The sequence below is a fragment of the Candidatus Synechococcus spongiarum genome (assembly GCF_900047545.1).
Taxonomy (GTDB): Bacteria; Cyanobacteriota; Cyanobacteriia; order PCC-6307; family Cyanobiaceae; genus Synechococcus_B; species Synechococcus_B spongiarum_C.
Genome location: NZ_FITM01000053.1, coordinates 1 through 8,448 on the forward strand (window position 1 = coordinate 1; position 8,448 = coordinate 8,448).

At 64.2% G+C, this 8,448-nt stretch carries 8 protein-coding genes and 2 tRNA genes; 3 read left to right on the forward strand and 7 right to left on the reverse strand.

Features of this window, described 5'->3' with window-relative positions; genetic code table 11:
* Positions 1–280 precede the first annotated feature (280 nt).
* From FLM9_RS02035 to ndhN, 5 genes are all read right to left on the reverse strand, one after another.
* Positions 281–352: transfer RNA gene (locus tag FLM9_RS02035), tRNA-Gln, on the reverse strand.
* Between the two features lie 25 nt (positions 353–377).
* Positions 378–1,790, reverse strand: a complete 1,413-nt coding sequence (locus tag FLM9_RS02040) for an AAA ATPase domain-containing protein (protein ID WP_074457028.1) — start codon at positions 1,788–1,790, stop codon at positions 378–380.
* Positions 1,791–1,817: 27 nt separating this feature from the next.
* Positions 1,818–2,465: a DUF1707 SHOCT-like domain-containing protein gene (locus FLM9_RS02045; protein WP_074457024.1), complete on the reverse strand. Its 648-nt coding sequence runs from the start codon at positions 2,463–2,465 to the stop codon at positions 1,818–1,820.
* Between the two features lie 106 nt (positions 2,466–2,571).
* Positions 2,572–3,618, reverse strand: a complete 1,047-nt coding sequence (locus FLM9_RS02050) for a Light dependent period protein LdpA domain-containing protein (protein WP_074457025.1) — start codon at positions 3,616–3,618, stop codon at positions 2,572–2,574.
* A 4-nt stretch (positions 3,619–3,622) separates the two neighbouring features.
* The gene (gene ndhN / locus FLM9_RS02055; RefSeq protein ID WP_074457029.1) at positions 3,623–4,084 is read right to left on the reverse strand and encodes an NAD(P)H-quinone oxidoreductase subunit N; all 462 of its coding nucleotides are present in this window, start codon (positions 4,082–4,084) and stop codon (positions 3,623–3,625) included.
* Positions 4,085–4,182: 98 nt separating this feature from the next.
* Between ndhN and FLM9_RS02060 the strand changes: the two genes are divergently transcribed.
* Positions 4,183–4,512, forward strand: a complete 330-nt coding sequence (locus FLM9_RS02060; protein ID WP_257242961.1) for a YggT family protein — start codon at positions 4,183–4,185, stop codon at positions 4,510–4,512.
* Here the strand turns inward: FLM9_RS02060 and accC are convergent.
* Positions 4,505–5,863 (reverse strand): acetyl-CoA carboxylase biotin carboxylase subunit, encoded by a 1,359-nt coding sequence (gene accC / locus FLM9_RS02065; protein WP_074457030.1) that lies wholly within the window; start codon positions 5,861–5,863, stop codon positions 4,505–4,507. The genes FLM9_RS02060 and accC overlap by 8 nt on opposite strands.
* 108 nt (positions 5,864–5,971) lie before the next feature.
* Between accC and FLM9_RS02070 the strand changes: the two genes are divergently transcribed.
* Together FLM9_RS02070 and FLM9_RS02075 are read left to right on the forward strand one after the other, a co-directional pair.
* Positions 5,972–6,053 (forward strand) — tRNA-Leu (locus tag FLM9_RS02070).
* Entirely contained in the window at positions 6,053–7,381 is a 1,329-nt protein-coding gene (locus tag FLM9_RS02075) for a glycosyltransferase family protein (protein ID WP_074457026.1), read from the forward strand. Before FLM9_RS02070 ends, FLM9_RS02075 begins: the two co-directional genes overlap by 1 nt.
* On the opposite strand, the gene FLM9_RS02080 is transcribed toward FLM9_RS02075, so the two are convergent.
* Positions 7,378–8,331 (reverse strand): PRC-barrel domain-containing protein, encoded by a 954-nt coding sequence (locus tag FLM9_RS02080; RefSeq protein WP_074457027.1) that lies wholly within the window; start codon positions 8,329–8,331, stop codon positions 7,378–7,380. The two genes, FLM9_RS02075 and FLM9_RS02080, sit on opposite strands and share 4 nt — an antisense overlap.
* Positions 8,332–8,448 lie beyond the last annotated feature (117 nt).

Sequence of the window (8,448 nt, forward strand, 5' to 3'; positions counted from 1 at the left end):
TAACAACCTGCCCTGCGCAGTCCTTGATGATTGTTACAGAGCTGGGAGGAGAGAGGGGGCGGCTCCAGCGAAGTCGGAGTTCCCCGATTTTGGGAAAACGGAGGCCCTTGTCTGTGGCCCTAAACTCCTTGCCACAAGTGCGGATGCTTTGGCGGTCGCTCCGCTTCTTGAACCGGCGGGGAGCCTTGCTTTTGCTCTTCCACCAATTGGGGAAGGCCTGGTCCGCATCACGGAGCCCCTCGCCTCGCTCCACTCCGGCGGCAAACACCCAGGGCATCAACTGGGCCGCTAGGATTCGAACCTAGGAATGGCGGGACCAAAACCCGCTGCCTTACCACTTGGCGACGGCCCACTGCTGGGAACTGAACCATTCAATCCTACACCACGTTGCCCCTGGCGCGGAAGCGCAACAGCAACCTCTCCAGAGCTCTTTGCAGTTGAGGTGAGTTGGCGGACTTGATCACGTGGATGGGAACCCCCAAGCTTTTGGCTGTCCGCCGGGCGCTGGGGTCATGACTGAGGCTGTTGCGCAGGGAAAGCACCGCATCGGCCCGATCCACCGTGCGCACCACCAGGACTGGTAGTTGCCGGTCCTGGATGAGTGCGTCCAGTTGACGGGGGGTTACGCCAGAGGGGTAGATGTGCAGGGGGAGATCGTCCTGGCTAGCGGGACGTGCAGGTTGCTCCGTGGACGATGCCACGGGATCCACCAGCCCAGGGGGGCATGGGGAAGGATTTTGCACGTGAAGAACACCTCGCTCATCCAGACGCCGCACCTGGGACTGGACAGGGCGGTCCCGCAGCAGGCCGTCCACCGTGCGGGCCACGTTCCAATGCACATGCCAGCAGTCGCGACTGTGCATTTCCACCGCCAGGGGAAAGGTGGGCGGGGCACAGCGCTCCTGCACCGTTTTCTGCGAGCCGCGCCGGCGGGCTTCTTCATCCCCCAGGGTGACCGCCTGGAGGCCGCCAATCAGGTCACGGAGGGCGGGATTTTTGATCAGGTTGGCCAGTTGATGGCCATGGGCCGTACCCACCAGTTGCACGCCCCGCTCGGCAATGGTGCGGGCTGCCCAGGCTTCCTGCTCGCTGCCGATCTCGTCAATGACAATCACCTCGGGCATGTGGTTCTCCACCGCCTCGATCATGACCCGGTGTTGATGCTGCGGATCCGGCACCTGCATCCGTCGCGCCCGCCCAATGGCTGGGTGGGGAATGTCCCCATCACCGGCAATTTCATTGCTTGTGTCAATGACGACCACCCGCCGATCCATCTCGTCAGCCAGCACCCGGGCTATTTCCCGCAGCACCGTGGTCTTGCCTACGCCGGGATACCCCATGATCAGGATGGATTGATTGGATTCCACCAGATCTCTGACGATGGCCACGGTGCCGTACACAGCCCGCCCCACGCGACAGGTGAGGCCAATCACCTCTCCTGATCGGTTGCGCATGGCGCTGATGCGATGCAAGGTCCGCGCAATCCCGGCCCGATTATCGCCACCAAAGCGCCCCACTCGGGCAAGGACCCCATCCAATGCCTCCCGACTGAGGGGAGTATCCTCCAGGTCCAGCCGCCAGCCTGGATAGCGGGCCTCGGGAGGACGTCCCAAATCCAGCACCACCTCCAGCAGGTCCTGGCGCCGCTCCGCTGAAGCGAGCTGCTGTTGGAGAGACGCCGGCAACACCGCCAGCAGATGGTCCAGATCATCGGTGACCCGCCGCTCGCGAATGGTGATGGGCTGGAGGAGTCCGGGCTGGCCAGGGGCGCAGGGGACTGGCACGGCCATGGCCGGGGAATGGGGCACATCTCCAAGTTACGCCCCTGGCTGAGCCGGTGGGGGAAATGGGTTCCTGTGCCCGCGGTGCATCTTCCTTGTCTCCTTATAGCGGCGGCGTGCCTGTTTCCTGGTTTCATGCAGCAGGCGTTCGATGATCTTCACATTGCCCATGACGACAAAGCCGCTGATCCAGAGGAGAGGAGTATCCGGCGCCGACACCCCCACGCTCTCCTCCACCTTCACCTTGCCCATGACTGCAATGCCAGCCCATCTGGCGCGAACACCGGCTGGGACGATAATCTCCACACCACCCATGGCGGTGATCAGGTGCAGGGCGATCCTGCTCGTTCCAATGACGGCTTCACGGAAGTCCAGAACTGTCTTCCCCATCATGGTGAGCACTGTTGTCGTGCGAGCTGGCCTCCATCGGCCCCGTTGTTCCGTCCTTCCACAGATGGAGACGATGAAGGCGCCCAGAGCAGACGGTGGCGCTAGACGGGTTTCAGGAGCAAGGGCAGGAAGATCCGACTCCAGCGCCGTGAGTTGAGCCCTCGTGTCGGCCGCGTACGCAAGGTCGAGTCGATGCTCCAGTTCTGTGTCGGTGAGGTGGCCGTGGGCAAAGTGGGTTGCAAGTCGATCAACTGCCGCCTGTCGATCCTCAAGAGTTAAGAGACCTTCTGGCACCGGGTTCACTGAGTTCAACGTCTGCCCTGTGGTTGGTTGACGCTAAAACTAGCCAACCAATGGAGGCGGAAGCCACAGGTGACCCGGATCACTGGTGAACCGCTGCTCACGGGCGACAATAGGCTGGAGTCTTTTCTGCAATCAGCCCGGCCGGCAGGTTCAAGAGATCCTGGGCTTGCCCCACGGCCACGTCCGCCAGATCAGAGTGCTGATGCAGGGGCTTGCCCCGCGCCTGGGCAGCCGTCAACCAGGGGCTCAGCAGTTGACGGGCGGCACCGCCAAAGGCCATGCCTGCCACCGCCGGGGGCTTCCCTCCATGACCGGCCAAGCCATGGCGCTGCAGAAGTGCGTGGGTATGCCGGTTGACACCCCCGGCCACCTGCAACAGTCCCGGAGGGCCATGGCGAGACACGCCAAGGGCCAACGCCACCGCCGCATGGGCTGTGCCGCGGCCCAGGTCCCCGCTCATGGGGCGGCCATCCAGTTGCCAGAGATGGGAGACAGGCTGCGTCACCAGCAACCCGTGCAGTTGCCACAGATAGGGAATCAACTGATCCAAGGGGCCGCCGGCACTCACCGCCAACAGCCGCAAGCGGGGCAGCAGGGGCTGTAGCAGGGTCAGAAGTTGGGTAAATGGGGCGACGGCACCAGGACGGGTGTGGATTTCCAGGGCGTCCGGTTGGCACGCCTCCAGAATCTCCAGAAGCTGGGACCGCTGCAAACGCCAGGGTCGCTCCTCAATGAGGCCCAGGGGACACACCGCCAGGCAACGCCCACAGCCATAACAGCGGGCCATGTCCACACCCTCAGGGGAAATGGCCGCCACCGGGCAGGTGGCCTCGCAGGGGCGGGGGCAATCCGCAGGGCAATGGCGAGGGTCAAAATGGGCCTTACGGAAATGGGGATCCGTGTCGTCGTTGAGGCTCACCATGAGCCATGGGGGTGGTTGACCCAGTTTGAAGGCCGCGGCCATGCCCTGGCGGGCGGCGGCCACCACCGCTGGATCCGGGGCCACATCAATGCAATGGATGCCCGCACGGGTGTAGACCCAGGCCAGATCCGTAACGGTGGCCAAGTCCTGGTTGCTGGCGCCGCAAATCAACTTGCGCCAACAACCTTGGCGCAAAGCGTCTTCAGGGGCATGGCCCAACACGGCCTCAAGCCGCTAGCGCCTTGGCCAGGGGCTGCCAGCGCAACGTCCGGCTTCCCCCCATCTCGCAGACAACATGGAAGCCGGGGCAGCGCCGGGGCAGGGTCACAAAGGTGTCCAACTCCGCTCGGCTGAGCACCTGGGCCTCCAGGAGCCACAGCAGCACCGGCTTGTCCGTTTGCAGTTGGGGCATGAGCTGGGGCAGGGCCATGGACACAGCGCCCACGGCAGCCGTACCGCCCACACTCTGATGCCCCAAGTGGGGCGGACGGACCCCATGGAGGCCCAGGAGAAACGTCTCCGGATCCCCCAACCCCCGGGCCGAGCACAGTTGGGTGGCGTAACCTGCTGCCCGGAGGCGGCGCAACAAACGGGTCTCAAAGCCCCCCTCCAGAGGGGCCGTGACGGCCATGGCGCCATGGTGCTCCAGATCCTTGCGGAAACGGCCAATACCAAGTAGCAGTGGCATGAGAGGGGTGGCTGTGGGAGGTTGTCCGCCCACTCTGGCAGAGGCCGCCTTGCCCTTGCCAACATTTAGAGTTGGCAGGTGCCCCTCTCACCTGCCCAGTGTTGCCGCCTGAGACCGTTGCCAGCGCCACGGCCCTGCTGGCCACGGTGTTACCCCTGCTTCATCTGCTGCTGGGTCTGGGACTGGCCACCTGGACGTTGCTGTTTCTGTTCCGTATCGTGCTCACCTGGTATCCCCAGGTAGATCTTCAGCAGGGGGTCTGGCGTCTCTTCCATGGCCCCACGGAACCCCTGCTGGCTCTCACCCGCCGCTGGGTGGCCCCCATCGGCGGCGTAGACGTGACGCCGGTGATCTGGCTGGGGCTGGTGAGCCTTCTGCGGGAATTGCTGGTGGGCCAACAGGGCCTGTTGACCATGGCCATCAGATGAGCTCTGGCTGGCCCATGTCCTGCTCAATGAACTTGGTGTGGACGGTCCCCTCCAGAAACTCGGGCTGCTCCAGCAGTTGGCGGTGGAAATCAATGGTGGTGCTCACACCGGTCACGGCGCACTCGCTGAGAGCGCGGCGCATGCGGGCAATGGCCTGTGGTCGGTCCTGGCCCCAGGCGATGATTTTGGCAATCAAAGAATCGTAATAGGGGGGGATGTGGTAGTCGGTGTACACGTGGCTGTCTACCCGCACCCCGGGGCCACCCGGTGGGAGCCACCCACTGATGCACCCCGGCGTGGGCCGAAACCCATGGCGTGGATCCTCGGCGTTAATGCGACACTCGATGGCGTGACCCTGGAAACGCACCTCCTTCTGGCTTAACGCCAGGGGCTGGCCAGCGGCAATCTGCAACTGCTGTGCCACCAGGTCAAGACCGGTGACCATCTCCGTCACGGGATGTTCCACCTGGATGCGGGTGTTCATCTCCATGAAATAAAAATGACCGCCGGGCTCCAGGAGAAATTCCACCGTTCCGGCACCCTCGTACTGGATGGCCTTGGCGGCACGCACCGCGGCTTCACCCATCTTCCGCCGCAACCTTGGCGCCAGGTTCGGACTGGGCGATTCCTCCAGAATTTTCTGATGGCGCCGTTGCAGGGAGCAGTCCCGCTCGCCCAGATGGATCACACCGCCCCGGCTGTCCGCCAAAATCTGGATCTCCACATGGCGGGGCCGGATGATCAGTTTTTCCATATAAAGCCCTGGATTACCAAAGGCCGCCTTCGCCTCTCCCTGGGCTGTTTTGAACATGCTGTCCAGTTCTTCCGGCTTGGACACCAGGCGCATGCCCCGGCCACCCCCACCTGCGGTTGCCTTGATCATCAGGGGATAGCCCACTTGACCCGCCAAGTGGTGGGCGTGGTTCACGTCCTCCACAAGGCCACGGCTGCCGGGCACCGTGGGGACACCAGCCTCCTGCATGGTGGCCTTGGCCGTGGACTTGTCTCCCATGGTGCGAATGGCTTCCGGAGACGGGCCAATGAACTTGATGCCGTGGTCCCTGCAGATTTCCGCAAAACGGGCACTCTCCGCCAGGAACCCATAGCCCGGATGAATGGCGTCCACCCCGCGGGACGTGGCGGCGGCCATGACGTTGGCCACGTTCAAGTAACTTTTGGCGCTGGGGCCTTCCCCAACGCAGACCGCCTCATCCGCCAGTTGAACGTGGAGGGCGTTGCTATCCACAGTGCTGTGGACGGCCACCGTCGGAATGCCCAAATCACGACAACTACGGATGATCCGCAGTGCAATCTCACCTCGGTTGGCGATCAGGACCTTGCCAAGGGCCATCCACAGCGACACCATCAATCGTGGATCGTATCAGTGGCTGATGCAGCAGGCCAACATGTGTCGAACGTGGTATTTAATAAGGTGGCAGCCATAGACTGCCCAACGACAGCGGATGTGGTGGAATTGGTAGACACGCACGTTTGAGGGGCGTGTGGCTTCGGCCTTGCGAGTTCAAATCTCGCCATCCGCATGGTTTTTCCCCAAAGTGATATCGTCCTGGTGTCCAACGGACCGGGTGAGCTGCTGACTTGGGTGTACCCCCTGGCCCGTCGGCTCCGCCGTGATCTTGTTGCCGCCCGGCTCCACTTGGTGCTGACCCCCTGCCCCCATGCCCACGGGCGGGAGGCCGGAACTGCTGCAGCCCTGGGGGTGTTTGACCACGTCATTCCGGCGCGCTGCTTCTGGCATCTGCTGCTGCTGCCTCGGCGCTACCGGCGCTGGGGTTCCCAGGGGGTGGTGGTGTTTCTGGGGGGTGATCAATTGTGGGCCGTGCTGCTAGCGGCCCGGCTGGGCTATCGTCATGTGTGCTACGCCGAGTGGGTGGCCCGCTGGCCCCGCTGGTGTGATCGGATTGCAGCCATGGGGCCTGTGGCCTATGGACGGGTGCCAGGGCGCTGGCGCCTACGGACCCGAATCGTCGGCGACCTGATGGCGGATGTCTCCCCGGAGCAAGGCGGTTCTCCCCCGATCCCGGAGGCGGCCCCAGCCACCATTGCCCTGCTGCCCGGCTCCAAACCCGCCAAGCTCTGCCTGGGGGTGCCCTTCATGTTGGCCACGGCCGAGAAGCTCCATCAACACCATCCGGAGTGCCGCTTCCTCCTGCCCCTGGCCCCCATGGTGCGCCACCGGGACCTGCTTCGTTTTGCCGGTCCCCAGAATCCCCTGGCCGCCACCTTTGGCGCCAGCGCCGCACGGCTGGACGCCCCGTCCCCATCCCATCCCCACTGGTCCCTCTGCACGGCGACAAGGGTGCGGATTGCGCTGGTGGATCGCCACCCCGCCCATGACCAGTTGCGGCGTTGCACCATGGCCCTCACTACGGTTGGGGCCAATACCGCTGAATTGGCGGCCCTTGCCGTGCCCATGGTGGTGGTGCTGCCCACCCAGCACCCCCAGGTGATGCGTGCCTGGGATGGCCCCCTGGGCCTACTCAGCCGTGCTCCCCTGTTGGGGCCTGTGGTTACCAAGGTAGTGGTGTCCATGGTGCTGAGACGCGGTTCAGGGCTGGCCTGGCCCAATCTCCAGGCGGGTCGCATGGTGGTGCCCGAGAGAATTGGCCCCATCACCCCAACGCAAATTGCCCGAGAGATGTCGGTTCTGCTGCACCATCCCGCACGGCTGGAGGCCATGACCATGGCGCTGCGGCAGTTACGGGGACCGGGGGGGGCGACCGCAGCCCTCAGCGCCATGGTCATGGAGGTGCTGCGGTTGCAGGTCCACTGCCGCCGCCGCCACCCCCTACCCCCCGTTGCCGAGCGGTCTGTTGCTGAACAGCCTGCTGCTGCCGAGCGGTCCTAAACGTCGTCCTGCCAGGGATCCACCACCACCTCCATGGGCTGAGCATGACGGTGGCGCTGGCCCCCCATCTCGGGGGTGCCGGTCTCCTCCTCCCAATGGGGATTGACAGGTTGACGCGGTGGGGCGGGACCATCGTCACTCAGGTAAAGAAGGCGGGACGTGGTGGTGCGGCGACCCCGCTCGGCATCCACGTATTCCAGTTCCGGCTCCATGTCGTCGTACGATCCCTGGGCAGACTGGCTCGCGCTGACGTCACCGCGCAACGCCTCCTGTTGGCGCTGCTGTTCCTGGTCGGCTTGTCCGGGGGCCAGTTGGTTCTCCACGGGGATGACGGCGCCATAGGCATGCTGCTGCTCCTGGCGCTCCCAGCTTTCGCCACCGATGCCCAGCTTTTCCAGCAGCCCGGAGCTGACCTGTTGCAGCTTTTCCTCTGCCCCCTCATAGACAATGATGCGATCAGAGCCGGAGCTGACCACCTCCCCGGCCCCCAGTTCCCAGGTGCTGAGCATCCCGTTGGCCAGAACGGGAACCCCGAGGGCGGCAATGAGCAGGGTGACCAGCTCCCCCGTTTCCACATCAAAACTGAAACCCAACACACGGCCCAGTTGCTCTCCGGACTCGGTGATCACCTGGCAGTTGATCACGCGGCTGTAGCGCTCCGGGTTGAAGTCCTCCGCCACCGCGTCACAGGAGTCCACCAGCACCACATCTCCCACCTGACGAATCTCCCGGAGGAGCATCCAGCGGGGGACCCCCGGCAGCAGGCGGGTCAGGGCATTGTCCCGGAGACCCAGGGCCACCACCTCCCGGCGGTCCACGTCCACCACCATCTCTCCCACAAGACCGAGGCGCCGGCCGGAATCCTTGGCAATCACCTGGGTGCCCATGAACTCGGAGCGCAGCCAGAGGCGATTGGACGGAATGGTGGTGATGGAGGAGGAAGACAGCATGGGAGATACCTTAGGCTCAGGACCCATAAAATAGGAAGAGACGCCCTTTGGTGGGGGGGACCCCCCCCGAGAGGCCTTGAGGAGGAAGGATGGAGGCTTTGTTCTGGCTCAGTGAGG

Coding starts and splice junctions, on each gene's coding strand:
- FLM9_RS02040 (WP_074457028.1), bottom strand. CDS start 1,790: ATGGCCGTGCCAGTCCCCTGCGCCCCTGGCCAGCCCGGACTCCTCCAG.
- accC (WP_074457030.1), bottom strand. CDS start 5,863: ATGGCCCTTGGCAAGGTCCTGATCGCCAACCGAGGTGAGATTGCACTG.
- FLM9_RS02075 (WP_074457026.1), top strand. CDS start 6,053: ATGGTTTTTCCCCAAAGTGATATCGTCCTGGTGTCCAACGGACCGGGT.
- ndhN (WP_074457029.1), bottom strand. CDS start 4,084: ATGCCACTGCTACTTGGTATTGGCCGTTTCCGCAAGGATCTGGAGCAC.
- FLM9_RS02080 (WP_074457027.1), bottom strand. CDS start 8,331: ATGCTGTCTTCCTCCTCCATCACCACCATTCCGTCCAATCGCCTCTGG.